This window comes from Rhodococcus sp. S3 (genome assembly GCF_058211795.1).
In genome coordinates this window covers 3,496,927-3,522,864 of sequence record NZ_CM177074.1, presented here as the reverse complement: position 1 = coordinate 3,522,864, position 25,938 = coordinate 3,496,927, and the positions used below count along the sequence as shown (strand labels likewise).

Genomic DNA, 25,938 nt, shown 5'->3' with positions numbered 1-25,938 from the left:
CGTGTCGGGACGGGATCGGAAGCGTGCCAGGGCGATACGTGCATCGCGCGGCGTCCCGTCGGCGCGGTTCGTCACCGCGCTCGCGACGGTGTGGGGCAGGGCCTGGGGTGGCTCGGTGTCCTTCGACGACGAGTTCGGCCTGTTCGTCTGCAGCGGTATGCGCGGTGGATTCGCGCGCGGCGGCACCACCGTCGGTGGCGTCTTCCTCACTCGCATACGGCCCACGCGCGCGCTGCTGCGCCACGAAGCCGTCCACGCGGACCAGTGGGCCCGCTACGGCATCGGCTTCGCGGCGCGCTATCTGTGGGAGGAACTCCGCAACCCGGGGTCCCGCAACAGGTTCGAGATCGAGGCGGGACTCGCCGACGGCGGCTACCGCGAGGAGCGCGGGATCACCCGTCCAGACGAACGGTGATCTTCTCGCTCGCGACGCGGCGTTCGGTGGCCTCCGGGTCGGGATTGCTCACCTGCACCAGCGACGCCCGGGCCGCGAGCACCGCGAGCAACCCGGCGACGAGGTCGTCGGGCTGCGACCAGGACCGGGACGACAACACACGGTCGCCGCTGCCGATACCCGCCGCCGACGCCGACTCGGTGGCGGCGGTGAGCACGTCCGCCTGTGAACGTCCGGCGAGCACCGCGTCGCCCGCACCGGAGGACCGGAACCGGTCGCCGTGCATCCGCACGTCCGTGGCGTAGTCCGTGATCCCGGGCGCCAGGTCGCGGACGGGGGCACCGAAGGCGTCGAGCGACAACGCCGCGACCTCTGCGACCGTGTCGACCTCGTCCAGTCGGTCGGGGGTGACGAGAGCGAGCTCGGCGTCGGGGTCGGCCTCGAGCACGACCTCGGCGCCGGCCCACCACGCACCGAGCAGCACTGCTGCGCTCTGCCAGTGGGCGGGCAGCAGCACCGCGACGCGGCCGCCGGGAAGAACTCCGAACTGGTCGCGGATCATGTTGGCCGTCTTGGCGGCCCAGTTGGCGAGGGTGAGCGCCGACAGTTCGATACGCGCGCCGGTCGCGTCGTCGTACCAGGTGATCCGCGGACCCGCCGGATCTTCGGCGAGGATCGGGTCGAACAGTGCGTCGGTCAGGGTGGTCACGATGTCCTTCTTCTCGGCTGTCAGTTCACGCAGCGCGGGCCGTCGGAGCCCGCATCGATGGGCGGTGCGGCGGGAGCAGGGGTGGCTGTGTCACCGGCCGGGCTCACCCCGATGCCGGAGGCGGATGCGGCGGTGGACGAACCCGAGTACGACGACGAGCCCGGACCGGTGTAGTCACCTGCGAGCACGACCCGCACGGTGCCGGCGGGGAGCGAGGGGTCGGAGTCGGTGGCGAGACCACCGAGCGCCGCAGCCACTGCGCGGGTCTCGTCGGAGTCCTCGTCGGAACCGAAGACCGTCGAGGTGCCCACACCGGAACCGGTGTAGTTGCCCACCTCGCCCTCGACGTAACCCTCCTCGGACAGCGCTGCGGAGACCTGGGAGGCCAGACCGGAGACGGATCCGGCGTTCGCGACGTCGACCGTCACCGTCGACGCGTCGATGTCGGGAGCGGGCACCGGGGTCGAGGTGGTCTCGCTGCCGTCCGGCTCGCGGCCGATCAGCTCGGCCACGTAGGAGCGCACCTCGTCCGGGTCGACCTGCACGACCGACTCGCCGTAGTCGGTCATCGCGTTGATGTCCTGCACCGGGATCGTCGAGAACGTCACGTCGCCACCGGCGAGACCCTGCAACTGGGTGGCGAGCGCCATGATGTCCCAATCGGAGTCGAGTACCACGGAACGCTGCACCGCCGCGGTCAGCTGACTCACCTTCGACGGGTTGGACAGTGTCTTCGCGCTGAGCACCTTCTGTGCCAGCGACGCCATGAACACCTGCTGCCGCACGATCCGGTCGAGATCGCCGCGCGGCAGATCGTGACGCTGGCGGACGAAGCTCAGTGCGTCCGAACCCTGCAGTGTCTGCACACCGGCATCGAAACGGGCACCCGACAGCGGCTCGTCGACCGGGGCGTTCAGGCACACGTCGACACCGCCGACGGCATCGGTGAGCAGCACGAAGCCGAGGAGCCCGACCTCGGCGTAATGGTCGACCGTCACCCCCGTCAGGTCGGCGACCGACTCGATGAGCGCCTCCCGGCCCGCCTGGGTCGATTCCTTCTCGAGTTCCGCCTCCGTCGCGTCGGCGTCCGCTTCGACGAGCTCGGCGCGCCGATTCGCCTTCGTGGCGCCGTAGGCCGCGTTGATCTTCGACATCCCGATCTCGGGCACCTCGACGTAGGTGTCGCGGGGGATCGACATCGCCGTGGCCGACCGGCCGTCGTTCGGCACTCGGAGCAGGATGATCGTGTCGGTGTTGTTCGCCACTTCCTCACCCGCGCGCAACGCGTCGAGCTCGCGCTGGGAGAGGGGATTGCCGTGCGCATCGGTGCGGCTGTCCGTGCCCACCAGCAGGATGTCGACGGCGCCGTCCTCCCCGCCGCCGAGGGCCAGGCCGCGGACCGAGGCCAACGACGACTGCAGCGCGTCGACACTGCGCCAGGCAACACCGGTGACGACCAGCACCAGGCACGCCGCGATCGCGACGGCGATCTGCCACGGCCTGCCGCTGTACACCCGCGCCTCCGCCGGTGTTCCGGGGCTGCGCGAGGGCGGCTCGCGCCGGGCGGTACGCCGCGACTGTCGAGGGCCGGGATCCGACCCGTACCTGCCGTCGGCAGCTGTCGGATCGCCCGCGCGGGGGCGACGTCCCGTCGGGTCGGGACGCCGGCCGGTGCGGCGACGCGGCTCTGGCGGCACCTGGTACTCCTCCTGTGGCTGGTACGGGGTCTGCGTCGGTAGCTCTCGGTTGAAGGCTACTGGTGGGAACGCTCGCCCGGCGCGCACCACTCCGGCGTGCCAGACTTCTCCGAGTGCGTAGCGTTCTCGTCACCGGAGCCCGTGGCCAGCTCGGCCGTCATCTCGTGAACCGCGGCACCGCGGCGGGGATACCGATCCGCGGTGTCGGATCGTCCGAGGTCGACATCACCGATCCGCAGGCCGTGGCCGCCGCCGTCGCACCGGGATCCGTGGTGATCAACGCCGCCGCGTACACCGCCGTCGACGCGGCCGAGACCGACGAGGACCGGGCCGCTGTGGTGAACGGCACGGGCCCGGGCGTGTTGGCCGCCGTCTGCGCCGACAAGGGTGCCCGTCTCGTCCATGTCTCCACCGATTACGTCTTCGCCGGCGACGCGACCGAGCCCTACCGGGTGGACGCGCCGACCGGCCCGCGCACGGCCTACGGCCGCACCAAACTCGCAGGTGAAAGAGCAGTGCTCGAGGCGCTGCCCACCGCGCACGTCGTGCGCACCGCCTGGGTGTACACCGGCGACGGCAACGACTTCGTCGCGACCATGCGGCGACTCGAGGGCGAACGCGACACCCTGCGTGTCGTCGACGACCAGCGCGGTTGCCCCACCTACGCCCGCGACCTGGCGGACGGCCTGCTCGAACTCGCCTCCCGCGCCGACGGCATCCCCGGCGGGATCCTGCACGCGACCAACGCCGGGGAAGCGACGTGGTTCGATCTCGCCCGGGCGGTCTTCGAGGAGATCGGTGCCGATCCGGAGCGGGTGCACCCGTGCAGCAGCGACGAGTTCGTCCGGCCCGCCCCCCGGCCCGCCTACTCGGTGCTCGACGACAGCGCGTGGATCGGTGCCGGCCTGACACCCTTCCGTCCGTGGCGGGAGGCCCTGCACGCAGCGATCGCCGGTGACGGAACCGTGCCGCCTGCACGATGACGTCCGACGAAGCGGCCCGTGAGGTGTCGCACACCGTCGAGGTCGCTAAGGTGACCGGCGTGGAATCGACGCTGGCCGTGGTGACGGTGACCTACTCGCCCGGAGAGCACCTCGAGAACTTTCTCACCTCGCTCACCTCCGCGACCGTTCTGCCGACGCAGGTGATCCTGGCCGACAACGGTTCGACCGACGGTGCTCCCGAGGCCGCCGAGACGGCACACGAGAACGTGCGACTTCTCCGGACCGGCGGGAACATCGGTTACGGCGGTGCGATCAACCGCGCGGTCGCCGAGGTCGACCCGTCCGCGGAGTTCGTCGTCGTCGCGAACCCGGACGTCCGGTGGCACCCCGGTTCGCTCGACGAGATGCTCGACGCGGCGCGTCGCTGGCCGCGCGCCGGCTCGCTCGGCCCGCTGATCCACGAACCCGACGGAAGCGTCTACCCCTCGGCGCGCACCGTCCCCACCCTCGCCTCCGGTGCCGGTCACGCGCTGCTCGGCACCGTCTGGCCGGCCAATCCGTGGACACGCCGCTACCGCCAGGAGAACGAGGAGATCAGCGAACGCCCCGTCGGCTGGCTGTCCGGATCGTGCCTGCTGCTGCGGCGAGCGGCCTTCGACTCGATCGACGGCTTCGATTCGCGATACTTCATGTACATGGAGGACGTGGACCTCGGCGACCGGCTCGGGCGAGCAGGCTGGCTCAACGTGTACGTGCCGTCCGCGGTGGTCACACACGCCAAGGGCCACGCGGCCGGACGGCACCCCGAACTGATGCTCCCGGCACATCACGAGAGTGCCTACCGCTTCCAGGCGGACCGTCACCCCCACGGGTGGCAGGCGCCGCTGCGATGGGCGTTGCGGGCCGGGCTCGCGGTGCGATCGCGAGTGGCGGTCGCGGCGGCCGTGCGGGAGCGTCGGAACGGGAGGACCGACCAGAACATTCCGGTCGGCACGACAGTGAACAGGGGAGACGATGACGAGTGATTCGGCACCGCACACCGATGCGGTGATTCTGGTCGGCGGACAGGGCACGCGGCTACGGCCGCTGACGCTGTCGGCACCCAAGCCGATGCTGCCCACCGCGGGGGTGCCCTTCCTCACCCACCTGCTCGCGCGGATCCGTGAGGCGGGCATCAAGCACGTCGTGCTCGGCACCTCGTTCAAGGCCGAGGTCTTCGAGCAGCACTTCGCCGACGGGTCCGACTTCGGCCTCGAGATCGAGTACGTCACCGAGACCGAGCCGCTCGGCACCGGCGGTGGTATCCGCAACGTGCTGCCGAAGCTGCGTGCCGACAACGTCATGGTCTTCAACGGCGACGTGCTCGGTGGCACCGATCTCGGCGCCGTGCTCGACACCCACGTGCGCACCGAGGCGGACGTGACCCTGCACCTGGTGCGGGTGAGCGATCCGCGTGCCTTCGGCTGTGTGCCGACCGACGAGGACGGCCGGGTGACCGCCTTCCTCGAGAAGACCCAGGATCCGCCGACCGATCAGATCAACGCCGGTTGCTACGTCTTCCGCCGCGAGATCATCGAGCAGATCCCCGAGGGGCGCCCGGTCTCGGTGGAGCGCGAGGTGTTCCCGGCGCTGCTGACCGAGGGCAAGAAGGTCTACGGACACGTCGATGCCGCCTACTGGCGCGACATGGGCACCCCGGAGGACTTCGTCCGCGGTTCGGCCGATCTGGTCCGTGGTATCGCCCCGTCGCCGGCGCTTCCGCCGCAGCGCGGCGAGTCGCTCGTGCATCCGGGTGCCTCCGTGGCTCCCGGCGCACTGCTGATCGGCGGCACGGTCGTCGGCCGCGGCGCGGAGATCGGTGCCGGCGCCCGCCTGGACGGCGCGGTGATCTTCGACGGTGCGCGGGTCGAGGCCGGTGCGGTGATCGAGCGGACCATCATCGGTTTCGGGGTGCGGGTCGGTCCGCGCGCCCTGATCCGCGACGGCGTGATCGGCGACGGCGCCGACATCGGCGCCCGATGCGAACTGTTGCGCGGTGCGCGGGTGTGGCCCGGGGTGAAGATCCCCGACGGCGGCATCCGTTTCAGCACCGACGTCTGAGTCGAGAGGACGAAGTGAGCTTCGAACGGTATGTGGCCCTCGGCGATTCGTTCACGGAGGGAGTCGGGGACCCGGATCCGTCGCGTCCCAACGGGTTGCGCGGCTGGGCCGATCTCGTCGCCGGTGAGCTGGCGCGGCACTCGGAGAACTTTGCGTACGCGAACCTCGCCATCCGGGGCCGGTTGCTGCGACCGATCATCGACGAGCAGCTCGAGACTGCTGTGGCGATGCGTCCCGATCTTGTGACGATCTACGCCGGCGGCAACAACCTCATGCGTCCGAAGCTCGACCTCGACGCGCTCGCGGCCGAGTACGACGAGGCGATCGGCAAGCTCGCCGCGACCGGCGCCCGCATCCTGATGTGGACGGCCTACGACGGCAGCTGGGCACCGGTCTTCGGGATGCTGCGCGGCCGCTGGGCCGTGTACAACGAGCTCGTCCGGGAGATCGCCGACCGGCACGGGGCGACCATCGTCGATTTCTGGCGGTTCGACGAGTATCGCGATCTGCGGATGTGGGACTTCGACCGGCTGCACATGTCCGCGGCCGGCCACCACAACATGGCGATCCGCGTGCTCGATCTGCTCGGCGTCGAACACGGTCTCGGACCGGTGGAGTTCGACGAGGCACCGGTCCTCACGCGGGCCCAGGAACGCGCCGCGGACCGCGCATGGATGCGCGAGTTCCTCGTCCCCTGGGTGGGCCGGCGGCTACGCGGGGTGTCCTCCGGCGACGGCATCACCCCGAAGTACCCCGAACTCGGACCGGTCCGGGTCTGACCTCACGGCCCGGTTCCGACCTCACGCTCGTCCCGGCGACCCGCCGGGACGAGCGTGGTCGTTCCAGGCCCGTCGGGCCGCCTCGGCTCAGGCCCGTCGGGCCGCGGCGAGCCGGACCATATGAGTGATCGTCTCGTGCTCGGCCTCCGGCGGGAGCGCGTCGACGGGCCACCACTGCAGATCGGTGGATTCGTCGCTGCGCACCGGCCGGGCACCCACGGGTGCGGTCACCAGGAACCGCAGGTCGAGGTGACGGGTGGGCACCCCGAGGGAGCACGTGATCGGATGCGTATGCGCCGAGAGCAGTTCCGGATCGATCACCAGATCGGCGATGCCCGATTCCTCGGTGGCCTCGCGCAGGGCCGCGTCGACGACGGTCTCGTCCGACGGCTCGCAGTGCCCGCCGAGCTGGATCCACCGCCCCACCCGCGGATGCAGGGTGAGCAACACGTTGCGGTGGTCGGCGTCGAGCACGATCGACGACGCCGTGATGTGCCCGGGCACGTGTTCGCGCAGGCACCCGTCGGGCGCCGAGTCGAGGAACGCCAGCATCGTGTGCCGCAGCGATTCGGCGTCCTCGGAGTCGGTGCGCCAGGCGGTGAGCCGGTCGATCGCCGAGGCGTGCAGGGAACGCGCCGACACGACTACAGCTCCACGAGGGCGTCGCCCGGGTCCGCGGGTTCGCGCGGCTCCGGTTCGGTGAGCGGGTAGCCGACGGCGACCGCCCCGAGCGGCGACCACTCGGCAGGAAGCCCGAGTTCCTCGCGAACCACCTCGGGCGCGAAGATCGTCGAGCCGATCCAGCAGCTGCCGAGCCCGCGGGTGGCGAGGGACACGAGCAGACCCTGCACCGCGGCGCCGGCGGCGACGGTGAACATCGTGGCCTCGGCCGCGGTACGACGGGCATCCGGATAGTGGTGTGCGCCGTCGGGCACCCAGAAGGGGACGATCACCTCGGGCGCGTCGTAGAGGATCGCGCCGCGGGAGATCCGGCGTTCGACGGCCACCGGGTCGAGTCCGTCGCCGTGGAGATCCTCGGCCCACCTGTCGCGCATGCGGTCGAGGAGCCGGCGGCGCACCTGCTCGGTGCGCACCCACACGAACCGCACCGGGCGGGTGTGATGGGGTGCGGGTGCGGTGAGGGCCTCGGCGACCGCTTCGCGCAGATCCTCGGGATCGACGGGCTCGGCGGCGAACTGCCGCACCGACCGGCGCAGCAGCAGTGCCTCGCGCCGACCGCGTTCGAGGGCTTCCTCGGTGCCGAGCCAGAACAGGTCGTCCTCGCCGCTGCGGATCAGGGCGCGGGCGGTGGATCCGTCGTCGGGCAGGTCGAGTCCGCGCACCACGGCGACGGGCACACCGCCGAGCTTGCCCTTGACCAGATCGCCTGCGGCGGCGATCTCGTCGGCGACCGCCACGGAGGTCACCTGCAGTTCGTTGCCCTGCGAGTCGTGCGAGCCGGCGTAGCCGTGCAGGACGGGAAGCCCCGACGAGCCGATCGCGGCGTCGGTCTGGCCGTTGCGCCAGGCGCGGCCCATGGTGTCGGTGACCACCACGGCGACCCGGACGCCGAGCAGCGCACCGAGCCGCTCGCGGAGGGCCGCTGCGCTCGCGTCGGGATTCTCGGGCAGCAACGCGAGTTCGGCGCTGTCGACGTTCGATCCGTCGATGCCGGAGGCCGCCTGCACGATGCCGAGCTTGTTCTCGGTGATGAGGGTGCGGCCCTTGCGTGCCAGCACGCGCACGGCTTCCTCGTTCACGAGGCGGCGTCGGAGCGCGTCGCGGGCGTCGGGATCGGTGGGCGCGGCGACGATCCGTCCCTCGACCTTCGAGACCACCTTGCTGGTGACGACGAGGACGTCCCCGTCGGCCAGCCACGGTGCGGCCTGCGCGAGGGCCTCGGCCAGGTCGTCGCCGGGCCGGAATTCGGGAAGCCCGGCGACGGGCAGGATCTCGATCGGGCCGCCCGGCGCGTGGTCGCGCACTGCGGGGTCGGCGACGGCGTCCGGCATCACAGGGTCACTCCGGCGAGGTCGAGGGCGGCGTGGGCCATGTCGGCCGTGGCGTCGGTGTCGGTCATGAGCAGGGGAACGGATCGGACCTCGACGCCCGGCACCTCGGCACTGTCGGTCGAGTGCACGAGCCAGCCGTCGAGAATGCCTGTGCCCGAGCGGGCGCCGTAGTACCGGCCGACGGCCTCGGCGGTGGTCTCCACTCCGATGACGTCCAGGCACGCATCGGCCATGCCGCGCAGGGGCTTGCCGTCGATGACGGGGGACAGGCCGACGACCTTCGCCGACGTGGTGCGCAGCGCGCCGCGGATACCGGGGATCGCGAGGATCGCCCCGACGCTCACGACGGGGTTCGACGGGGCCAGGACGACGGCGTCGGCGTTCTCGATCGCCTCGAGCACACCGGGAGCCGGTTTCGCTTCTTCTGCGCCGATGTGCGCGAAGCTGTGGGTGGGCACCTGGGCGCGGTGGCGGACCCACCATTCCTCGAAGTGCACGGCCCGCTGTTCACCGTCCTCGGGATCGGTGATGACGACGTGGGTCTCGCTGCGGTCGTCGGAGACCGGCAGCAGGGTCACACCGGGCTTCCACCGCGCGCACAGTGCTTCGGTGATCGCGGAGAGCGGGTAGCCGGTCCGCAGCATCTGTGTCCGGATGAGGTGGGTGGCGATGTCGCGGTCGCCGAGACCGAACCAGTCGGGGATCGCCCCGTAGGCGGCGAGTTCCTCCTTGGCGTTCCAGGTCTCGCCGGCGCGGCCCCAACCGCGTTCGGTGTCGATCCCACCGCCGAGGGTGTACATGCAGGTGTCGAGGTCCGGACAGATCCTCAGACCGTGCATCCACACGTCGTCGCCGACGTTGACGATCGCGGTGATGCGGTGTGCCGCGTCCGGATTCGGCTCCACGCCCGGGGAAATATCGAGAAGTCGGCGCAAACCTGAGAGAAAACGCGCCCCACCGACACCTCCGACCAATACAGTCACATTCACGGCCCAAGCCTAAGCGGTGCGTCGTCTACCCGGTCGCGCACCGTCCGAAACGCGTTTCGGCAAAGCGGCCGATGATATGTGAACAACGCCGCTCCGCTTGACCGCGACACACCCGAAGTGTCTAATCACATACATGTCATTCGATAATCGAATTCGAGATCCCTTGCGGTGAACCCGCATTCGAACGAGTATTCGAAGGATGGCAGCGGGTTGATCCCCGGTCATGATTCGGCGCTGCAGGTGAGGAGGGACAATGGCCGGCGAGCGCGACAGCTTCGAGCTCACTCGAAGCGATACTGCAGTCGAGGCTGTCTGTGACTACCCGGACGTCGGGGTGCCCGTCCTGAGTTTGATCTCGGGATTCGGCGACCCAGCGGATGGCGAGGAGCAGTGGCAGGAGCGTGCGCTCTGTGCGCAGACCGATCCGGAGGCATTCTTCCCAGAGAAGGGTGGCTCCACCAGAGAGGCCAAGCGCATCTGCATGGGGTGTGAGGTCCGGGACGAATGTCTCGAATACGCACTCGCCCACGACGAGCGGTTCGGTATCTGGGGCGGGCTTTCCGAGAGGGAACGCCGTCGCCTCAAGCGCGGAATAGTCTGACGAGGGGTTCGGCCCGGTACGGGGAGTACGGGACCGAGTGAAACGCCGAGTCGGACGACGAAGGTCGGGTTGCGGCCGTGGGGGACGAGCAACCCGGCCTTCGTCCTATCCGGATGTCGTTCAGTCCTCGTCGTCCTCACCGAGTGTCGGATCCACCACTTCCGGCTCGACGCCGAGATAGGTGGCCACCTGGTGCACGAGGACGTCGTGCACCAGATCCGTCAGATCGTCCGGATCCTTCGCGCGCACCTCGAGCGGCCGGCGGAACAACACGATCCGCGCCCGGGTGGCAGCGCCTCGTCGATCGATCCCTGCCGGCACGAGCCGGGACAGCGGCACCGGCCCGTCGGCGACCACCTCGTCCGGCCAGTTGACCGAGTCGGGGTCGCGTGCCCGGATCTTCGGGACCTCGTCGACGGCGATGTCGAGCTTGGTGAGGCGGTCGTGCCAGCGCGCATCGATCGGCGCGAACGCCCCCAACACGAGCAGGTCGAATTTCTCGGCGCGGGTCTTCCACGCCGGCAGGCTCTGCGGGAACAGGGGACCGCGGATTCCCCTGCCGCGGCGTGCCACGGAACGGGACGACACAGGGCGGGAACGTCGTGCGCGGACCATGCCATGGACACTACGACACGAAAATCGCTCCACCCTTTCGGTGTGTCCGAATAGTCCTGGCGCGTCCGGCGCGCTACGCTCCCAGTCGTGAGAACACTGCGTCGATGCTGCCGGCCTGGGTGCAAGAACCCTGCTGTTGCGACGCTGACCTACGTGTACTCGGACTCCACTGCCGTTGTCGGTCCCCTGGCGACCGTCGCGGAACCGCACTCGTGGGATCTCTGCGAGATGCACGGTTCGCGCATCACGGCACCCAAGGGCTGGGAACTCGTCCGATACGAGGGAGCGTTCTCGTCGGCCACCCCCGACGAGGACGATCTGACCGCCCTCGCAGAGGCCGTACGCGAGGCCGGCCTGGGGGAGCGTTCCCGTTCCGACTCGAGCGACGACGACGCCGAGGAACCCCAACGGGCCGTCGTGCCTCCCACCGCACGCACCGGTCGACGCGGCCACCTGCGTGTTCTTCCCGATCCCACGTCCTGAGCCGTTCGCACTAGGCTGAGCGAGTGCGATGTCGCGGAGGACGGCATCGCGCGAGTCGAGTTCAGGAGCTAATACAGTGGCGAGAGCTGCCGAGTCGGTGTCAGCAGTCATCAAGGCCTACGACGTACGGGGAGTCGTCGGAGAGCAGATCGACGAAGAGTTCGTTCGCGAGGTCGGAGCGTCGTTCGCACGCCTGTTGCGCAGTGAGGGCAGCGCGGACCGTGTGGTGATCGGGCACGACATGCGTGCCTCGTCCCCCTCGCTGTCGCAGGCCTTCGCCGACGGGGTCACCGCCCAGGGACTCGACGTGGTGCTGATCGGCCTCGCGTCCACCGACCAGCTCTACTTCGCGTCGGGTCTGCTCGACGCACCCGGCGCGATGTTCACCGCCAGCCACAATCCCGCGAAGTACAACGGCATCAAGCTCTGCCGTGCCGGTGCCAAGCCCGTCGGTCAGGACACCGGTCTGGCGCAGATCTCCGCCGATCTCGTCGAGGGTGTGCCCGCCTACGACGGCGAGCGCGGCAGCATCACCGAGCAGGACGTCCTCGGGGACTACGCCTCGTTCGTCCGTGGCCTGGTCGATCTCGCGGAGATGCGGCCGCTGAAGGTGGCGGTCGACGCCGGCAACGGCATGGGCGGTCACACCGTCCCCGCCGTCTTCGGCGCTCTGCCCGTCGATCTCGTGCCGCTGTACTTCGAACTCGACGGCACCTTCCCGAACCACGAGGCCAACCCCCTCGACCCCGCCAACCTCGTCGACCTCCAGCGTCTGGTCGTCGAGTCCGGCGCCGACGTGGGCCTGGCCTTCGACGGCGACGCCGACCGCTGCTTCGTCGTCGACGAGCGCGGCGAGCCGGTCACCCCGTCCGCGGTCACGGCGCTCGTCGCCGCCCGCGAGCTCGCCAAGGAACCCGGTTCGACGATCATCCACAACCTCATCACCTCGCGTGTGGTGCCCGAACTCGTCGCCGAGCAGGGCGGCAAGCCGGTGCGCACCCGGGTCGGGCACTCGTTCATCAAGCAGCAGATGGCCGAGACCGGTGCCGTCTTCGGCGGGGAACACTCGGCGCACTACTACTTCCGCGACTTCTGGGGTGCCGACTCCGGCATGCTCGCGGCCCTGCACGTCCTTGCCGCACTCGCCTCGCAGGACGGTCCGCTCTCCGAGCTGATGAGCTCCTACAACCGGTACGCGGCGTCGGGCGAGATCAACTCGACGGTCGCCGACGCGGCCGAGCGCACCGAGGCCGTCGTCGCGGCGTTCGAGGATCGCGCGGTGTCGGTGGACCGGCTCGACGGTGTCACCGTCGACCTGCCCGACAACGCATGGTTCAACCTGCGCGCGTCCAACACCGAGCCGTTGCTGCGGCTCAACGTGGAGGCCCGAACGGACGGTGAGGTCGAGGCATTGGTGAAGGAGATCCTTTCCGTCGTTCGTGCGTAGACGGAGGGACAACGGGAATAATCGAAGTGCCGGTGCATGGCGTGCCGGGCTCGGTCAGGTGGCTCGCCGAGGTCGCGGCGGCGGAAGGAAGGTGATGCGGTCGTGACGGCACCCTCACCGCTGTTCGACTTCGACGATGCGGGCGGCCTGCTCGCTGCCGATGTCGACGGCATCCTCAGGAGCGCGGCCCTCGGCGGCGCTCAGATGCGCGCGGTCGCCGCGGCGGTCGACGAAGGTCTGCTCGGCCGGCTCACCGACATGCACCCCCGCAGTGTGGTCTTCGTCGGCACCGACGCCCGCGCCCGGTCGGCCGCGGAACTGGTCGTCGCGATGTTCGGTGGACAGGCCGGTGTACCGCTGGTCTCCGCCCCTGCCACCCCGCCCTGGGTCGGCGCGCTCGACGTCGTGGTGGTCTCGGGGAACGACGCGGGCGATCCCGAGCTGGCGCGCAGCATCGACGCCGGGCTGCGGCGCAGTGCGGAGGTCGTCGTCGACGCTCCGGACGAAGGTCCGGTGCGGGCGGTCTCGGCCGGTCGCGCGATGTCGTTGCCGCCGCGCGTCCGGGTCCAGACCCGGTACGTGCTCGCCCGACACGTCGCGGTGTTCTGTGCGGTGCTCGGCGTGTTGCAGCGCGCTGTCCGGATCACCGGTGTCCCGCCGCTCGCCGAGGTCGCCGACACGGCCGACGAGGAAGCGGCGCGCAATCACCCCGCAAACGAGGTCTTCCACAATCCCGCAAAGTCCCTCGCGGTGCGCATGCAGTCGCGTCGCGTGGTGTTCGCGGGAGATTCCGCCGCGACGACGGTGCTCGCCCGGCACGCGTCGGAGTCCCTGCTCCAGGAGGCGGGTGTGGTCGCCGGCGCTGCGGCACTGAGCGACGTGCTGGTCGCGCGCGACCGGCTCACGAACGTCGTCACCGCGAGCGGCGAGAACTACGACCCGTTCTTCCACGACGAGGAGCTGGACGGACCGGCACCGATCGCGCCGGCGCGGGTGTTCGTACTCAGCACCGACCCCGACCGCTCGGCGGCGCAGCGCAGGACGGCGGCACTTCCGGATGTGGAATTGATGTCCGTGATCGGAGAATTCGAATCGAGCACGGTTCCGACCGTGCTGGAACAGGTGGCAGTGTTGACCGTCCGCACAGAGATGGCGGCCGCATATCTCGGACTGGCAGGGGGGAGATAGTGCACCGACTCGAAGGTGCGGTGCGCTCGTACGCCTGGGGGTCGCGGACCGCGATCGCCGCCCTGCGTGGCCGCAATGTGCCGTCCCATCATCCCGAGGCCGAGTTGTGGCTCGGTGCGCACCCGGCCGATCCCGCCAGGCTGGTGGATCCGGACGGCGACGAGCACTCGCTGCTCGACGTGCTGTCGGCCGATCCGCAGCGACACCTCGGTGATCGCACGGTGGGGGCGTTCGGTCCCCGGCTGCCCTTCCTCCTCAAGCTGTTGGCGGCGGAGGAACCGCTCTCACTGCAGGCGCATCCCAGCGCCGGCCAGGCGGCCGAGGGCTTCGCTCGTGAGGAAGCACTCGGCATCCCGGTCGACTCACCCGTCCGCAACTACAAGGACGCCAGCCACAAGCCCGAACTCGTGGTGGCGCTGACCCGGTTCGAGGCCCTGGCCGGCTTCCGCGATCCGAAACGGACCGTGGAGCTGTTCGAGGCCCTCGCCGTGCCGGAACTCGACCCCTATGTGGGACTGCTCGCGGGCCAGCCCGATTCGAGTGGTCTGCGGGCGCTGTTCACCACCTGGATCACGTTGCCCCCGCCCGCTCTCGCGGCGCTGCTGCCGCGTGTGCTCGACGGTTGCGTGACCTATCTCGCGGCCGGACGGGACGGCGAGCGCGGTTTCGTTCCGGAGGTGCGCACGGCCCTGCAGCTGGCGGATTTCTATCCCGGCGACGCCGGAGTGCTGGCCTCGCTGCTGCTCAACCGCATCACGCTGCAACCGGGCGAGGGCCTGTACCTCGACGCGGGGAATCTGCACGCCTATCTGCACGGCATGGGCGTCGAGATCATGGCGAACTCCGACAACGTGCTGCGCGGTGGTCTCACCCCGAAGCACGTGGACGTGCCCGAACTGCTGCGGGTGCTCGACTTCGGTGCGGCCTCGGTACCGATTCTCGAAGCCGTACCGGAGGCGTCGGCGGAGTCCGGGCCGGGGCAGGGCCCGATCGAACGCCGTTACCGCACGCCGGCGCCGGAGTTCGCGTTGTCGCGCATCGATCTCGGCGCGGGCGACACCCTCGGGGTCGGCGCCGACGGTCCGCAGATCCTGTTGTGCACCGCAGGCGATGCCCGCGTCGAGTGCGACGGCGAGTCGGTGACGCTGAGACCCGGCGATTCGGCGTGGTTGTCGGCGTGCGACCGGAATCCGACCGTCCACGGTTCTGCCGCAGACACGCAGGTCTTCCGGGCCCGTCTCGGCGAGATACCGGGAGCGGTGACCGACGAGTCCTGAAACAGGGTCCTTGTAGGGACGGAATCGAATCGAAGGCGAGCCCGCACGGGCTCGCCTTCGTCGTTTCCGGATGCACCTTCGTGAGATTTACAAATTCCTCCAAATGTCTAGACCTCGGACGAATGACGGCCTAGAGTCAAGATATGAGTGGTGTGCGTCACCGAGTGGTGGCGTACCCGGCGCCATCGACGGTGATGAGGAGACCCGACATGAGTACGGCATCCGCGGATTCGGTGGATCGACCCGATCTCCAGTGGCGCGACCGGAAACGCCATCTGTGGCTTCTGGGGTTGGTACCCCCGACAGCACTGTTCGTCGCCACCGCGCTGGTGTGGGCTGGTAACGGACTCGGTCTGCAGAGCGTCACCCCGGTCCTGTGGTGGATCGGCCCCCTGCTGATCTACGTCCTCGTCCCGCTGCTCGACCTGTTCGTCGGGCCCGACGGCGAGAACCCACCCGACGAGTTGTTCGAGCAACTCGAGAACGACCGCTTCTACCGCTACTGCACCTACCTCTACCTGCCGTTCCAGTTCGCGTCGCTGGTCTTCGCCTGCTACCTCTGGTCGGCCGAGAATCTGTCCTGGCTCGGCATCGACGGCGGGCTCGGCGTGATGTCGAAGATCGGTCTCGCGATCTCGGTCGGCGTGGTCGCGGGCATCGGTATCAACACGGCGCACGAACTCGGCCACAAGAAGGTCGAATTCGAACGGCGACTGTCGAAGTGGGCGCTCGCCCCGTCGTTCTACGGGCACTTCTACATCGAGCACAATCGCGGTCACCACGTGCGGGTCGCCACCCCCGAGGACCCGGCCTCGGCCCGGTTCGGGGAGAGCTTCTGGCGATTTCTGCCCCGCAGCGTCGTCGGCAGCCTGCGGTCGGCATGGCGCCTCGAACGAGCACGCCTCGAACGGCTCGACAAGCCGGTGTGGAGCGTGCACAACGACGTCCTCAACGCGTGGGCGATCTCCGTTGCGCTGTACGCGGTGCTCCTCGGCGTCTTCGGCCTGTCGATCGCGCCGTATCTCGTGATCCAGGCGGTCTTCGGGTTCTCGTTGCTCGAGGTCGTGAACTATCTCGAGCACTACGGTCTGCTGCGGCAGAAGACCGCGAAGGGGCGCTACGAGCGCTGCTCGCCCGCACACAGCTGGAACAGCGACCACCTGGTGACGAACATCTTCCTGTACCACCTGCAGCGGCACAGCGACCATCACGCCAACCCCACGCGGCGCTACCAGACCCTGCGCAGCATGGAGATCTCACCGCAGCTGCCCGCGGGCTACGCGACGATGATCACCCTCGCCTACATCCCTCCGCTGTGGCGCAAGGTCATGGACCACCGCGTGCTCGACCACTACGACGGCGACCTCACCCGCGTCAACATCGAGCCGCGTCGACGCGAGAAGATCCTGGCCCGCTACGGAGCATCGAATCCCGCGGCCGCGGAAGGGAAGTGATCGTGGCGTCCTACCGCTGTCCCGTCTGCGAGTTCGTGTACGACGAGACCACCGGTGTTCCGCGGGAGGGCTTTCCGGCCGGCACCCCGTGGTCCGACGTGCCCGACGACTGGCCGTGTCCCGACTGCGGAGTCCGGGAGAAGATCGATTTCGAGGAGTACACCCCGTGAGCACCGACTACCGCTTGTTCCGTTGTCTCGTGTGCGGATTCGAGTACGACGAGGCCGAAGGATGGCCCGACGAGGGCATCGAACCCGGCACCCGATGGGAGGACATCCCCGACGACTGGTCCTGCCCGGACTGCGGCGCCGCCAAGGCCGACTTCGAGATGGTCGAGATCGTCCGCCGGTGAACCGCTACCCGGTGGATCACTGCCCGTGTTGCTTTGACGCGCACATCCGTGCGTGAGAGCGTTCCCACCATGTCGAACGCGCGGGTTCCCTTCCACGAGGCCAGTCGGGTGCTGCTGCGCTCGACGATCCTCGACGCGATGCGCGAGCTGCTGCTCGAACGCGACTGGTCGGCGGTCACCATGAGCGACGTCGCCCGCGCCGCCGGTATCAGCCGGCAGACCCTGTACAAGGAGTTCTCCTCCCGGCAGGGGCTCGCCCAGGGATATGCGTTGCGTCTGGTCGACGAGTTCGTCGATGCCGTGGCCGATTCGGTGTACGCCCACGTCGGCGACGCGCGGGCCGCGCTCGTGGACGGATTCACCTTCTTCTTCGAGGCGTCCGCCGCCGACCCCCTGGTGCAGTCGCTGCTGAGCGGGGAGGCCAAGCCCGACCTGCTGCGGTTGATCACCACCGACGCCGCCCCCATCCTCGAGCGGGGCGCGGGTCGTCTCACGGAGACCTTCCACCACAGCTGGATCGCGGCGTCCGAGTCCGACGCCGGGATCCTCGCGCGCGCCGTCGTGCGGGTCGCGCTGAGTTTCGTCTCGATGCCCCCGGCCTCGGGGCGCGATGTCGCCGCCGACCTCGCCGATCTGCTCGTGCCGTTCGTCGAACGGGCCGCTGTCCGCGGCTGACGAACGGCCCGCTGTCCGCGGCCGGCGGCTGCGGATGCACCGCGAAGGCGGTGGATTCCGTCGGGAGACGATCTGCCGGGCCTCTTCTTGCGCAGGTTGTATAGCCTGGAACCAACATCGTCTGCCGACAGGAAGAGGCATCTGCACGTGTCTGACACCACGCTCGTAGCCGACCGGGTCAACGGTCTCGATTTCAAGGTCGCCGATCTTTCCCTCGCCGAGTTCGGGCGCAAGGAGATCCGGCTCGCCGAACACGAGATGCCGGGCCTGATGGCGCTGCGTCGCGAGTACGCGGAGGTGCAGCCGCTGAAGGGCGCACGGATCTCCGGCTCGCTGCACATGACGGTCCAGACCGCTGTGCTCATCGAAACGCTCGTCTCCCTCGGCGCGCAGGTGCGCTGGGCGTCGTGCAACATCTTCTCCACCCAGGACCACGCCGCCGCGGCCGTCGTCGTCGGCCCGCACGGCACCCCCGAGGAGCCCAAGGGCGTCCCGGTCTTCGCCTGGAAGGGCGAGACCCTCGAGGAGTACTGGTGGGCGGCCGAGCAGATGCTCACCTGGCCCGGCGAACCCGCCAACATGATCCTCGACGACGGCGGCGACGCCACGATGCTCGTGCTCAAGGGCGCCCAGTTCGAGAAGGCCGGCGTCGTCCCGCCGATCGACGACGAGCAGGACTCCGCCGAGTACAAGGTCTTCCTCGAGCTGCTGCGCCGCTCGCTCGCGGCCGATTCGAAGAAGTGGACCACCGTCGCCGAGTCCGTCAAGGGCGTCACGGAGGAGACCACCACGGGCGTCCTGCGCCTGTACCAGCTCTCCGCGGCCGGCGAACTCGCGTTCCCCGCGATCAACGTCAACGACTCGGTCACCAAGAGCAAGTTCGACAACAAGTACGGCACCCGGCACTCGCTGCTCGACGGCATCAACCGCGGCACCGACGTCCTCATCGGCGGCAAGGCCGCGCTCGTGTGCGGCTACGGCGACGTGGGCAAGGGCTGCGCCGAGGCCCTGCGCGGCCAGGGCGCACGCGTCTCGGTCACCGAGGTCGACCCGATCAACGCCCTGCAGGCCATGATGGACGGCTACGACGTCGTGACGGTCGAGGATTTCATCGGCCAGGCCGACATCGTCATCACCGCGACCGGCAACAAGGACATCATCACCTTCGAGCACATGAAGGCGATGAAGCACCAGGCCATCCTCGGCAACATCGGCCACTTCGACAACGAGATCGACATGGCCGGCCTCGAGCGGGCCGCCGACGTCACGCGGATCAACATCAAGCCGCAGGTCGACGAGTTCACCTTCGCCGACGGTCATTCGATCATCGTCCTGTCGGAGGGCCGCCTGCTCAACCTCGGCAACGCCACGGGCCACCCCTCCTTCGTGATGAGCAACTCGTTCGCCAACCAGGTGATCGCCCAGATCGAGCTGTGGACCAAGCCCGACGAGTACGACAACGAGGTCTACCGCCTGCCCAAGCACCTCGACGAGAAGGTCGCGAAGATCCACGTCGAGGCGCTCGGCGGACAGATCACGAAGCTGACCAAGGAGCAGGCCGAGTACATCGGCGTCGACGTCGAGGGCCCGTACAAGCCCGAGCACTACCGCTACTGATCCCGGCAACTCGACGGGAAACACGAAGCGCATGAGTGATCCGGGATCACAGGGCACATGGGCGATCTGATCGTCGTCGAGGGTCTCGACGGGGCCGGCAAACGGACGTTGTCCGCCGGACTCGTCGAGACCTGGCGCGAGGCCGGACGGAAGGTCGCGACGCTGGCCTTCCCGCGATACGGGCAGTCGATCCACGCCGATCTGGGCGCGGAGGCGTTGCGCGGGCAGCACGGCGACACCGCCTCGAGCATCGAGGCGATGGCGTTGCTGTGGGCGCTCGACCGTCGCGATGCTGCCGACGAGTTGCGGAAGCTGCTCGCCGACAACGACATCGTGCTGCTCGACCGGTATGTCGCGTCCAACGCCGCGTACACCGCGGCGCGCCGGAACCAGGGCGCGACCGGCCCGGCGGTGGAGTGGATCCGCCATCTCGAGTTCGAACGGTTCGGGCTCCCGGTGCCCGATCTGCAGGTGCTGCTCCGCGTTCCGGTGGCCCTGGCCGCGGAGCGTGCCCGTAACCGCGCCGCGACCGAGGCCGACCGCGATCGCGACGCCTACGAGCGCGATACCGGTCTGCAGCACCGCACCGGCGAGGTCTACGACGAGCTCGCACAGCAGCAGTGGATGTCTCCGTGGGAGGTCGCAGGCCCGCAGACCTCTCCGCGACAACTCGCCGTTGACATCTCAAATCTGCTTCACGACGGTCGAGGGGTGACACGATAGAGGCTATGAAGCCGAGGATTCTGGTAGTCGACGACGACACCGCGCTTGCCGAGATGCTCACGATCGTGCTGCGCGGCGAGGGATTCGAACCGTTCGTGGTGGGGGACGGCACCCAAGCGCTGGGCGCCGTGCGGGAGATCCGGCCCGACCTCGTCCTGCTCGATCTCATGCTCCCCGGCATGAACGGCATCGACGTCTGCCGTGTGCTCCGTGCGGACTCCGGTGTGCCGATCGTGATGCTCACCGCCAAGTCCGACACCGTCGACGTCGTGCTCGGCCTCGAATCGGGCGCCGACGACTACATCGTCAAGCCGTTCAAGCCGAAGGAGCTCGTCGCACGTGTGCGGGCCCGGCTGCGTCGCACCGAGCAGGAACCGGCGGAGGTCCTGACGATCGGGGACATCACCATCGACGTCCCCGCCCACAAGGTCACCCGTGGGGACGAGGCGATCTCGCTCACGCCCCTCGAGTTCGACCTGCTCGTGGCGCTCGCGCGCAAGCCGCGCCAGGTGTTCACCCGTGAGGTCCTGCTCGAGCAGGTCTGGGGCTACCGGCACGCCGCCGACACCCGGCTCGTGAACGTCCACGTCCAGCGTCTGCGCGCGAAGGTCGAGAAGGATCCCGAGAATCCCGAGGCGGTGCTCACGGTGCGGGGGGTCGGCTACAAGGCCGGACCGCCGTGATCCGAACCTACCGGCTTCGGCGGCGTATCACGCGTAGGACGCTGCCGCTGGTGAGGTGGTCGCGGTCGATGAGCAGCCGACTCGCGCACACCTGGCGACGATCGCTGCAGCTGCGGGTCGTGACCTCGACCCTCACGCTGTCGCTGATCGTCATGTTCGTGCTCGGAGTGGTACTCACGAGCCAGATCACCGACCGACTGCTCGAAGTGAAGATCGACGCGGCGACCGAGGAGATGGATCGCTCGCGTGCACTCGTCGAGGGGCAACTCGCGGGCGCCGACGACTCCGGGTCGCTCGCCGTCCGCCTCGACGGTGCCGCGGCGATCCTCACCAGCCGCGGCAGCGACGGGGGACAGGACACCGGCGTCGCCGGAACCTTCGATCCCGTCCTGATCGTCCCCGGCGACGGACCGCGGGCCCCCACCTCGAGCGGGCCCGCCGACCAGATCCCGCAGAACCTGCGCGCCTTCGTCCAGAACGGGCAGATCGCGTACCAGTTCGCGACGGTCGCCGATCCCGACGGCTACACCGGGCCGGCCCTGATCATGGGCAGTCCCACCGACTCCGACATCTCGACGCTCGAGCTGTATCTCGTCTTCCCGCTCGGCGGTGAGGAACGCACCCTCGCCCTCGTGCGCGGCACCCTGCTCGTCGGCGCGGTGGTCCTGCTCGTGCTGCTGGCTGCGATCTCGATGATCGTCGCGCGGCAGGTCGTGCTGCCCATCCGGTCGGCCTCCCGGATCGCCGTGCGCTTCGCCGACGGGCGGCTCAAGGAACGCATGCCGGTCCGTGGTGAGGACGACATGGCGCGGTTGGCGATGTCGTTCAACGAGATGGCCGAGAGCCTGTCGCGGCAGATCACCCAGCTCGAGGAGTACGGCAACCTGCAGAGACGGTTCACCTCCGATGTGAGCCACGAACTGCGCACCCCACTCACGACCGTCCGTATGGCCGCCGATCTCATCCACGACGGCAGCGACGACCTCGACCCCGTCCTCAAGCGGTCCTCCGAACTGCTCGTCGCCGAACTCGACCGCTTCGAGAGCCTCCTCAACGACCTGCTCGAGATCAGCCGGCACGACGCGGGTGTCGCCGAACTCGCCTCCGAGCGACTCGATGTGCGGATGTGCGCGCGTGCCGCCGTCTCGACCGTGCGGCACCTCGCCCGCGAGACCGCCACCGAGCTCATCATCGACCTGCCGGACGAGCCCGTCGAGGCCGACGTCGATCCCCGCCGCGTCGAACGCATCCTGCGCAATCTGCTCGCCAACGCGATCGATCACGGCGAGGGCAAACCCATCCTGCTGCGACTGCGCGCCGACGACGCCGCCGCGGCCTTCGTCGTGCGCGACCAGGGCGTGGGTCTGCGACCGGGGGAGGAGAAGCTCGTCTTCAACCGGTTCTGGCGCTCCGACCCGTCGCGGGTCCGCCGCTCCGGCGGCACCGGCCTCGGTCTCGCCATCAGCGTCGAGGACGCCAACCTGCACAACGGCAAGCTCGAAGCGTGGGGCGAACCGGGACGAGGCGCCAGCTTCCGGCTGACCCTCCCGCGCGAACGCGGACGTAAGGTGGGTCGCAGCCCCCTGCCACTCGTGCCCAGCGCCGCGAAGGCCGTGCAGGGCAAGCCCCCACCGGGTGACGACACCCCGGCGCAGCCGTCGACGGGAGAGATCCCGACCGGCCCTGCGAGCACACCGTCCGAAGGAGCCAGTACATGAGCCGCTCGACTCCGCGTGCAGCGGGCGTGCTCGTCGTACTCCTGACCGTGGCCGGGCTCGTGCTGTCGGGATGCGCCACGCTGCCCGATTCCTCGTCACCGCAGGCCATCGGAACCCTCGAACGCGGCCCCACGACCACCGAGGTCGCCGCACCCGTGCCCGGTCGCGAACCCGACCTGCTCCTACGCGACTTCCTGCAGGCGAGCACGGATCCGACCAACCGCCACCGCGCGGCCCGGCAGTTCCTCACACCCGCGATGTCCGAGTCCTGGGACGACGCGGCGAGCGCGACGATCGTCGACAAGGTCGACGTCCTCGTCGAGGAACGCGACGGCGACAGGGCCACCTACGTGGTGCGGGCGAGCACCGTCGGCTATCTCGAGGAGGGCGGCATCTACCGTCCCGCCGACGGGGAATTCGAGGCACGGTTCTCCCTGGTCCGCACGGACGGGGAGTGGCGCATCGACCGGTTGCCGGCCGGCGTCATCATGGACCGCCCACGCTTCCTCAACACCTATCAGCGCCGCTCGCTGTACTTCCTCGACCCGACCGGCAACGCCGTCGTCCCCGACCCGCGCTGGATCACGGGCACCCCCGAACAGACGGCGTCGCAGCTGATCGGCTTGCTCGTCGAAGGGCCGAAAGAGGTCCTCGCGCCCGCGGTCAAGAACCTCCTCGAGGACGTCACCGTCATCGGCTCGGTGACGAAGGCGGACGGCCGCACGACCGACGTCGGTGTCGGACTCGGCGGCATCCGCATCGACTTCCAGGGCGTCGGCTCGATGGGCCGGCAGGATCGCGAACTGCTCGCCGCGCAGGTGATCTGGACCCTCGCCAACGCAGACATCAGCGGCCCGTACCACCTCCTCGCCGACGGCCAGCCCCTCGACGAACGGTTCCCGAACGGGTGGACCACCGCCGACGTGGCGTCGATGAACCCCCTCGCCGCGTCGAGCGTGACGGTGGGTCTGCACGCCCTGCTGGACGGGGCGCTCGTGAGTGTCGCCGAGACCGGTGTGACGCCCGTCCGCAGCTTCTTCGGCACGGCCGACGACCTGCAGTCCGTCGCTCTGTCGCTGGACGGGGAACTCGTCGCCGCGGTCGAGAACACCCGGAAACCCACACCGGAGCCGGCCGTGCAGCTGATGGTCGGTGCCTACAGCGAAGGCGCCGCCGAACCCGCGGTCGACGGCGAGTCGATCACCCGTCCGTCCTGGTCGCCCAACAACAACTCGGTGTGGGCGGTCGTCAACGGCACCGCGGTGGTGCGCGCTGTACGCGAACCCGGCACCGGGCGGGTCACCGTGGTCGGCGTCGAAGCGGGTGCGATCCGCGCCCTCGGGGGCCGCATCACCGAGCTGCGCCTGTCGCGCGACGGTGTCCGCGCCGCCCTGATCATCGACGGGCGGGTCTTCGTCGCGACGGTCGTACCGACCACGACCGGCGAGTACTCGCTCACCAACCCGCGCGAGATCGGCTTCGGCCTCGGCGGTCCCGCGCTCGCCCTGGACTGGAGCACGGCCGACACGATCGTCGTCTCCCGCGCGTCGGCCGACGTGCCCGTCGTGCAGGTCGCGGTGGACGGCTCGCGCATCGACGCACTCCCGAGCCGCAACCTCACCCCTCCGGTGGTCGCGGTCGAGGCGTCCACGGCCAGCGAGTTCGTCGCCGATTCCCGGACGGTCTTCCAGCTCAACAACCGCGATCCCGCGGGCGACCGGTACTGGCGCGAGGTCCCCGGACTGGCCGGGATGGCGGCCATCCCCGTCCTTCCGGGCTGAGCCTGCCGACTGTGACCTCCGGTCGTCGGTGACTTCGGGCACACTCCCGGTGTGCTCACGGCCCTTCTCGACCTCGTCCTGCCCGCCCGGTGCGGTGGCTGCGCCGCTCCCGGGACGAGCTGGTGCCGGGCGTGCGCACGCGAGTTGTCCGACCATCCCGTGGTCGTCGCGCCGCGCGTCGAACCCGGGGTCCCGGTGTGGAGTCTGGGCCCGTACACCGGCCCCAGGCGCCGCGCGGTGATCGTCGCGAAGGAGCGTGCCCGCCGCGATCTCGCCGAGCCGCTCGGGCTCGCGTGGGCCGTCGCGATCGCGCGGCTGCGCCGATGGAGCGAACTGCCCGAGGGCCCGATGATCGTGGCGCCCGCCCCCACCCGGGCGCGTGCGGCGCGGGCCCGCGGAGGCGATCCCGTCACGCGTGCCGCCCGGGCCGCCGCCACCCACGACCGTCGCCTCCACGTCCACCCGATCCTGAATGTGGCGGCCGGGGTACGCGACTCGGTGGGGCTCTCGGCAGCCGACCGGCAGCGCAACCTCGCCGGTCGTGTCGGGGTGCGCGCCGACGGGCTGCCGCGCACGATCCCGGTCCTCGTCGTCGACGATGTGCTCACCACCGGAACCACCGCGCGCGAGTCGGTGCGGGCACTCCGGCGCGCCGGATTCGACCCTCGCGCAGTGCTCGTGATCGCCCACGCGTGAGCCTGTGGGCGGGCCCGGAAAGTGCCCCGCCGGGTGACCGGAAGACGACGCGACGTGAAATCGCGCGGGAACGGTGGCACACCTCCGCGTTACGTACTACCGTCGCCATCAGACCCGGAAACAACAAGGTAGACGGGTGGAAACGCCTGTTCTTCCGATTCCGGGCGAGCGCGCTCTCGCGCTCATACATCATGCCGGCGCGCGGGCTGCGCCGGCCGTAACTCGGGAGGTACGCGTGACGACCCCTTCGAAGTCCAGAGGTTCCGTTGCAGAGGCCGATGCCGCCACGGAAGGCCCCCGTGCCGACGTTGTCGTGAAAGGACGCAACGTCGAGGTTCCCGATCATTTCCGGATCTACGTCTCCGAGAAACTCGCTCGGCTCGAACGTTTCGATCCGACGATCTTCATCTTCGATGTCGAGTTGCAACACGAACGCAACCGGCGTCAGAGGAAGAGTTGTCAGCGGGTCGAGATCACTGCCCGCGGAAAGGGACCTGTCGTACGCGCCGAGGCCAGTGCCGACAGCTTCTACGCTGCCTTCGAGTCCGTGATCAGCAAGCTCGAATCGCGGCTGCGACGGACGAAGGAGCGCCGCAAGGTCTCCTACGGTGAGAAGACACCCGTGTCCGTGGCGGAAGCCACCGCGGCCCTCGCCCAGGACGACGAGCTCGCGATCTCGCCCGACCTGTCGCTCGGCGACAGCGAGAAGGAACCCCAGGACGGTCCCGGTCGCATCGTCCGGACGAAGGAACACAACGCTCAGCCGATGACCGTCGACGACGCCCTCTACGAGATGGAACTCGTCGGTCACGACTTCTACCTGTTCCACGACAAGGAGACGGACAAGCCGTCCGTGGTCTACCGGCGACACGCCTTCGACTACGGTCTGATCAGGCTCGTGTGACACTGCCGGGAGTGACCGAAGGCACCTCGCCATCGCGGTCACTCCCGCGCAGCGCCTACCATGGAATCCGGCCGGGGTCCGACAAGGCCTCGGCCGGATT

At 69.4% G+C, this 25,938-nt stretch carries 27 protein-coding genes; 21 read left to right on the top strand and 6 right to left on the bottom strand.

Annotated features, from left to right (window positions below; genetic code table 11):
• Position 1 precedes the first annotated feature (1 nt).
• Positions 2-415, top strand: a complete 414-nt coding sequence (locus tag AC0LPE_RS16480; protein WP_253250023.1) for a hypothetical protein — start codon at positions 2-4, stop codon at positions 413-415.
• Here the strand turns inward: AC0LPE_RS16480 and AC0LPE_RS16475 are convergent.
• On the bottom strand, positions 393-1,103 hold the full coding sequence (locus AC0LPE_RS16475) for a TIGR03089 family protein (RefSeq protein ID WP_088897696.1): 711 nt from the start codon (positions 1,101-1,103) through the stop codon (positions 393-395). The genes AC0LPE_RS16480 and AC0LPE_RS16475 overlap by 23 nt on opposite strands.
• 20 nt (positions 1,104-1,123) lie before the next feature.
• Positions 1,124-2,617 carry an LCP family protein gene (locus tag AC0LPE_RS16470; RefSeq protein WP_490606363.1) on the bottom strand — a complete coding sequence of 498 codons (1,494 nt, stop codon included), beginning with the start codon at positions 2,615-2,617 and terminating at the stop codon, positions 1,124-1,126.
• Positions 2,618-2,913: 296 nt separating this feature from the next.
• Here AC0LPE_RS16470 and rfbD point away from each other — a divergent pair, with 296 nt between their 5' ends.
• Genes rfbD through AC0LPE_RS16450 form a run of 4 tightly spaced genes read left to right on the top strand, consistent with a single transcriptional unit; the run spans position 2,914 to position 6,623 of the window.
• Positions 2,914-3,783, top strand: coding sequence for a dTDP-4-dehydrorhamnose reductase (gene rfbD / locus AC0LPE_RS16465; RefSeq protein WP_160874285.1), 870 nt, complete (start codon positions 2,914-2,916; stop codon positions 3,781-3,783).
• A 59-nt stretch (positions 3,784-3,842) separates the two neighbouring features.
• Positions 3,843-4,769, top strand: coding sequence for a glycosyltransferase family 2 protein (locus AC0LPE_RS16460; RefSeq protein WP_088897732.1), 927 nt, complete (start codon positions 3,843-3,845; stop codon positions 4,767-4,769).
• Entirely contained in the window at positions 4,759-5,844 is a 1,086-nt protein-coding gene (gene manB, locus AC0LPE_RS16455) for a mannose-1-phosphate guanylyltransferase (RefSeq protein ID WP_016694889.1), read from the top strand. The genes AC0LPE_RS16460 and manB overlap by 11 nt, the downstream gene beginning before the upstream one ends.
• A gap of 14 nt (positions 5,845-5,858) precedes the next feature.
• Entirely contained in the window at positions 5,859-6,623 is a 765-nt protein-coding gene (locus AC0LPE_RS16450; protein ID WP_088897699.1) for an SGNH/GDSL hydrolase family protein, read from the top strand.
• Positions 6,624-6,710: 87 nt separating this feature from the next.
• Here AC0LPE_RS16450 and AC0LPE_RS16445 read toward each other — a convergent pair whose 3' ends face one another.
• Genes AC0LPE_RS16445 through cofD form a run of 3 tightly spaced genes read right to left on the bottom strand, consistent with a single transcriptional unit; the run spans position 6,711 to position 9,624 of the window.
• Entirely contained in the window at positions 6,711-7,265 is a 555-nt protein-coding gene (locus tag AC0LPE_RS16445; RefSeq protein ID WP_060651331.1) for an NUDIX hydrolase, read from the bottom strand.
• A gap of 2 nt (positions 7,266-7,267) precedes the next feature.
• Positions 7,268-8,635: a coenzyme F420-0:L-glutamate ligase gene (locus tag AC0LPE_RS16440; protein ID WP_016694886.1), complete on the bottom strand. Its 1,368-nt coding sequence runs from the start codon at positions 8,633-8,635 to the stop codon at positions 7,268-7,270.
• The gene (cofD, locus tag AC0LPE_RS16435; RefSeq protein WP_088897701.1) at positions 8,635-9,624 is read right to left on the bottom strand and encodes a 2-phospho-L-lactate transferase; all 990 of its coding nucleotides are present in this window, start codon (positions 9,622-9,624) and stop codon (positions 8,635-8,637) included. The genes AC0LPE_RS16440 and cofD overlap by 1 nt, the downstream gene beginning before the upstream one ends.
• A 334-nt stretch (positions 9,625-9,958) precedes the next feature.
• On the opposite strand from cofD, the gene AC0LPE_RS16430 reads away from it, so the two are divergent.
• Positions 9,959-10,225: a WhiB family transcriptional regulator gene (locus tag AC0LPE_RS16430; RefSeq protein WP_167414258.1), complete on the top strand. Its 267-nt coding sequence runs from the start codon at positions 9,959-9,961 to the stop codon at positions 10,223-10,225.
• 120 nt (positions 10,226-10,345) lie between these two features.
• On the opposite strand, the gene AC0LPE_RS16425 is transcribed toward AC0LPE_RS16430, so the two are convergent.
• On the bottom strand, positions 10,346-10,840 hold the full coding sequence (locus AC0LPE_RS16425) for a metallopeptidase family protein (RefSeq protein ID WP_059382262.1): 495 nt from the start codon (positions 10,838-10,840) through the stop codon (positions 10,346-10,348).
• Positions 10,841-10,927: 87 nt separating this feature from the next.
• Here AC0LPE_RS16425 and AC0LPE_RS16420 point away from each other — a divergent pair, with 87 nt between their 5' ends.
• From AC0LPE_RS16420 to hpf, 15 genes are all read left to right on the top strand, one after another.
• The gene (locus AC0LPE_RS16420; RefSeq protein WP_172414905.1) at positions 10,928-11,323 is read left to right on the top strand and encodes a DUF3499 domain-containing protein; all 396 of its coding nucleotides are present in this window, start codon (positions 10,928-10,930) and stop codon (positions 11,321-11,323) included.
• A 76-nt stretch (positions 11,324-11,399) separates the two neighbouring features.
• Positions 11,400-12,770: a phosphomannomutase/phosphoglucomutase gene (locus tag AC0LPE_RS16415; RefSeq protein ID WP_088897702.1), complete on the top strand. Its 1,371-nt coding sequence runs from the start codon at positions 11,400-11,402 to the stop codon at positions 12,768-12,770.
• A gap of 102 nt (positions 12,771-12,872) precedes the next feature.
• Positions 12,873-13,958, top strand: coding sequence for a tobH protein (locus tag AC0LPE_RS16410; RefSeq protein WP_088897703.1), 1,086 nt, complete (start codon positions 12,873-12,875; stop codon positions 13,956-13,958).
• Complete coding sequence (manA, locus tag AC0LPE_RS16405; RefSeq protein ID WP_145693169.1) at positions 13,958-15,235, top strand: mannose-6-phosphate isomerase, class I; 1,278 nt, start codon at positions 13,958-13,960, stop codon at positions 15,233-15,235. Before AC0LPE_RS16410 ends, manA begins: the two co-directional genes overlap by 1 nt.
• A gap of 209 nt (positions 15,236-15,444) precedes the next feature.
• Positions 15,445-16,689, top strand: coding sequence for an alkane 1-monooxygenase (locus tag AC0LPE_RS16400; RefSeq protein ID WP_160874281.1), 1,245 nt, complete (start codon positions 15,445-15,447; stop codon positions 16,687-16,689).
• Between the two features lie 2 nt (positions 16,690-16,691).
• A complete protein-coding gene (locus tag AC0LPE_RS16395) occupies positions 16,692-16,859 on the top strand; it encodes a rubredoxin (RefSeq protein ID WP_172414906.1) in 168 nt (55 codons plus the stop codon).
• The gene (locus AC0LPE_RS16390; protein WP_016694878.1) at positions 16,856-17,041 is read left to right on the top strand and encodes a rubredoxin; all 186 of its coding nucleotides are present in this window, start codon (positions 16,856-16,858) and stop codon (positions 17,039-17,041) included. The genes AC0LPE_RS16395 and AC0LPE_RS16390 overlap by 4 nt, the downstream gene beginning before the upstream one ends.
• A gap of 69 nt (positions 17,042-17,110) precedes the next feature.
• Positions 17,111-17,716 (top strand): TetR/AcrR family transcriptional regulator, encoded by a 606-nt coding sequence (locus tag AC0LPE_RS16385; protein WP_145693167.1) that lies wholly within the window; start codon positions 17,111-17,113, stop codon positions 17,714-17,716.
• Positions 17,717-17,863: 147 nt separating this feature from the next.
• Positions 17,864-19,333 (top strand): adenosylhomocysteinase, encoded by a 1,470-nt coding sequence (gene ahcY, locus AC0LPE_RS16380; protein WP_016694876.1) that lies wholly within the window; start codon positions 17,864-17,866, stop codon positions 19,331-19,333.
• A gap of 57 nt (positions 19,334-19,390) precedes the next feature.
• A complete protein-coding gene (locus AC0LPE_RS16375; RefSeq protein ID WP_016694875.1) occupies positions 19,391-20,056 on the top strand; it encodes a dTMP kinase in 666 nt (221 codons plus the stop codon).
• Positions 20,057-20,061: 5 nt separating this feature from the next.
• A complete protein-coding gene (mtrA, locus tag AC0LPE_RS16370; RefSeq protein ID WP_006550216.1) occupies positions 20,062-20,739 on the top strand; it encodes an MtrAB system response regulator MtrA in 678 nt (225 codons plus the stop codon).
• 68 nt (positions 20,740-20,807) lie between these two features.
• Positions 20,808-22,457, top strand: coding sequence for an MtrAB system histidine kinase MtrB (gene mtrB / locus AC0LPE_RS16365; protein WP_490604837.1), 1,650 nt, complete (start codon positions 20,808-20,810; stop codon positions 22,455-22,457).
• Complete coding sequence (gene lpqB, locus AC0LPE_RS16360) at positions 22,454-24,238, top strand: MtrAB system accessory lipoprotein LpqB (RefSeq protein WP_490604836.1); 1,785 nt, start codon at positions 22,454-22,456, stop codon at positions 24,236-24,238. Before mtrB ends, lpqB begins: the two co-directional genes overlap by 4 nt.
• Before the next feature lie 51 nt (positions 24,239-24,289).
• Positions 24,290-24,934, top strand: a complete 645-nt coding sequence (locus tag AC0LPE_RS16355; protein WP_160874275.1) for a ComF family protein — start codon at positions 24,290-24,292, stop codon at positions 24,932-24,934.
• 235 nt (positions 24,935-25,169) lie between these two features.
• Positions 25,170-25,838 carry a ribosome hibernation-promoting factor, HPF/YfiA family gene (gene hpf, locus AC0LPE_RS16350; RefSeq protein ID WP_060651341.1) on the top strand — a complete coding sequence of 223 codons (669 nt, stop codon included), beginning with the start codon at positions 25,170-25,172 and terminating at the stop codon, positions 25,836-25,838.
• Positions 25,839-25,938 lie beyond the last annotated feature (100 nt).

Excerpts from the sequence above, each read along its gene's own strand:
- mtrA (WP_006550216.1), top strand. The coding sequence starts at position 20,062 with ATGAAGCCGAGGATTCTGGTAGTCGACGACGACACCGCGCTTGCCGAG.
- AC0LPE_RS16440 (WP_016694886.1), bottom strand. The coding sequence starts at position 8,635 with ATGCCGGACGCCGTCGCCGACCCCGCAGTGCGCGACCACGCGCCGGGC.
- mtrB (WP_490604837.1), top strand. The coding sequence starts at position 20,808 with ATGAGCAGCCGACTCGCGCACACCTGGCGACGATCGCTGCAGCTGCGG.
- manB (WP_016694889.1), top strand. The coding sequence starts at position 4,759 with ATGACGAGTGATTCGGCACCGCACACCGATGCGGTGATTCTGGTCGGC.
- AC0LPE_RS16400 (WP_160874281.1), top strand. The coding sequence starts at position 15,445 with ATGAGTACGGCATCCGCGGATTCGGTGGATCGACCCGATCTCCAGTGG.
- AC0LPE_RS16375 (WP_016694875.1), top strand. The coding sequence starts at position 19,391 with ATGGGCGATCTGATCGTCGTCGAGGGTCTCGACGGGGCCGGCAAACGG.
- lpqB (WP_490604836.1), top strand. The coding sequence starts at position 22,454 with ATGAGCCGCTCGACTCCGCGTGCAGCGGGCGTGCTCGTCGTACTCCTG.
- AC0LPE_RS16385 (WP_145693167.1), top strand. The coding sequence starts at position 17,111 with ATGTCGAACGCGCGGGTTCCCTTCCACGAGGCCAGTCGGGTGCTGCTG.
- AC0LPE_RS16425 (WP_059382262.1), bottom strand. The coding sequence starts at position 10,840 with ATGGTCCGCGCACGACGTTCCCGCCCTGTGTCGTCCCGTTCCGTGGCA.